The organism is Halorubrum sp. AJ67 (assembly GCF_000513435.1).
This window is the reverse complement of the sequence record NZ_CBVY010000003.1, coordinates 464,539-466,462: the sequence shown is the minus strand read 5'-3', so window position 1 is coordinate 466,462 and position 1,924 is coordinate 464,539. Positions and strand designations below refer to the sequence as shown.

General features: G+C 70.1%; 2 protein-coding genes. Both read right to left on the bottom strand.

The window, feature by feature from the left end; genetic code table 11:
- Positions 1-1,385: PH domain-containing protein (locus BN903_RS05455; protein ID WP_048076727.1), on the bottom strand; the 1,385-nt coding region annotated here is incomplete at its 3' end.
- Positions 1,382-1,846: a PH domain-containing protein gene (locus BN903_RS05450; protein ID WP_048076726.1), complete on the bottom strand. Its 465-nt coding sequence runs from the start codon at positions 1,844-1,846 to the stop codon at positions 1,382-1,384. The genes BN903_RS05455 and BN903_RS05450, both read right to left, overlap by 4 nt.
- Positions 1,847-1,924 lie beyond the last annotated feature (78 nt).

The window sequence follows — 1,924 nt, the reverse complement described above, 5'->3', positions numbered from 1 at the left end:
CTTCCGGTCAGCGACCCGGTCCCCGCCGTGTCGGCGACGATCGTCGCCACGCCCCACCGGCGCTGGAACACGGTGCGGCTGTCGATCACGTTCTGGATCCGGTAGTACGGGACGACTGCGACGGTCCGGCCCCAGAACCCGTTCCGGGTGAGCAGGTGGTCCTCGCCGAGCCAGTAGCCGCGGTGCTTCCACTTGAGGTGCGCCGCGGGCGGTGCGATGAGGAGGAGCGCGGCGACCCCGTACCACGGGAGCGACGCCGCGAAGTACCAGTTTACGCCGTACGCGACCGCCGTCAGCACCCCGACGACCATCGCGTAGCGGAAGACGTACCGCCACCGGATCCGCTTCGGCGGCCGGTTGAATTCGGGCGTCCCGAACGGCTCGATCTCGTGTGCGAGCCGGTAGACGCGGTCGGTCGTCGCGATCGGCACGGCGGATTGGTTGCCCGACTCCGTCCCCTGTCCGGGCGCGTACCCCGCGGTCTCGATCGAGAGGCTCGCGTACCCCAGCGCCCGCTTCGCGGGGTTGTCCGTGATACGCAGCGTCTGGACCTTCTCGGTCGGGATCGACCCGCTGTACCGCCGGAACAACCCGCGCTCGTAGCGCAGTTCGTCGCCGGCGCGAGAGAGGCGGAACCCGTAGTAGTTCGAGAAGGCGAGGCCTGCGCCGATGAACCACGATGCGAGGAACAGGACCGCCACGCCGACGAACGCAGTCGCGGTGAGTGCGGCGGCGGATGTCTCCGGCAGGAAGCTCGAAAGCACCGGGAACGACCCGGAACTGAGGAACGCCAACAGCCCGATCAGGCGTCCGTCGAACGACAGCGCCCCGACCAAGGCGAGTTCGCCGGGCGAGATAGCGAACAGCTCCTCCTCGCTCGGCGCGAACGCGTCGTCGCGCCCGCCCTTGACCGCGCCGGTGTCTGCGTCGGTCCGCTCGCCGCCCTCGTCCGTCCGGCTCGCGTCGGACTTCCGGCGCTGGACCTCGCGCTGGAGACGAGTCGCCTCCTCGGGCGTGACGAACCGGATCGATCCCTCGGTGCTGGAGCCGCCGGCGGTCTCCAAGTCGACCGCGGCGACGCCGATCGCGCGCTGGATCACGCCCCGGCTCACGTCGACGTTCTGGATCCGGCGGTACGGGATCTCGCGCTCGCGCCGGGAGATGACGCCGGAGGAAATGTCGAGCGTGTCCTCGGTGAGGACGTACTCGAACCGCCGATAGTACGCGACCTCGTAGGCGAGCATCGCGACGAGGATGGCGGCACCGCCGGCGACCGCCAACGGAAGGCCGAACCCCCCGCTGTTGACGATGACGAACAGGGCAACCGCTGTCCCGGCCGCCTTCTGGAGCGCGCGGTACGGGACCGACTGCGGCGCTAACTTCACACCGCGTCCTCCCCGTCGGCGCGGATGGCCAGCCGTTTCAGCTCCTCGCGGAGGTCGCTCGCGCCCTCCGGCGTGAGTCCCGGGATCCGCACGTCAGCGCCCCGCGATCCGGCGGTGTACACCACGCAGGAGGCGAGCCCGGCGGTCCGCTCGATCGGGCCGCGCCGGGAATCGACGTGCTGGATCCGCACCAGCGGCACCGTGGTCCGCACCTGCGTGATCACGCCGCGGTCGAGGTAGATCGCGTCCTCGCGGATCTCGTAGCTCCAGCGGCGGTACCGGAGCAGCGCGTGTGCGACGGTGAGCGTCAGGATTGCGGCCCCGACGGCCACCGGAACCCACTCCGGGAGATACTCGACGTACACGCCGCCGACGAACGGGGCGGTGACGAGCGCCGACAGGAGCACCGCACGGAGGACCCACACGATCTGGACTCGGGGATGGAGCGTCTGTGTCGTCATCGACGCTCCCCCGTCGCGTGTCCGCGTGTCATGAGCGGCGATTGACGGTCCCGACGTATAAGTCCGGCCGGAAACGAC

Coding starts and splice junctions, on each gene's coding strand:
- BN903_RS05450 (WP_048076726.1), bottom strand. CDS start 1,846: ATGACGACACAGACGCTCCATCCCCGAGTCCAGATCGTGTGGGTCCTC.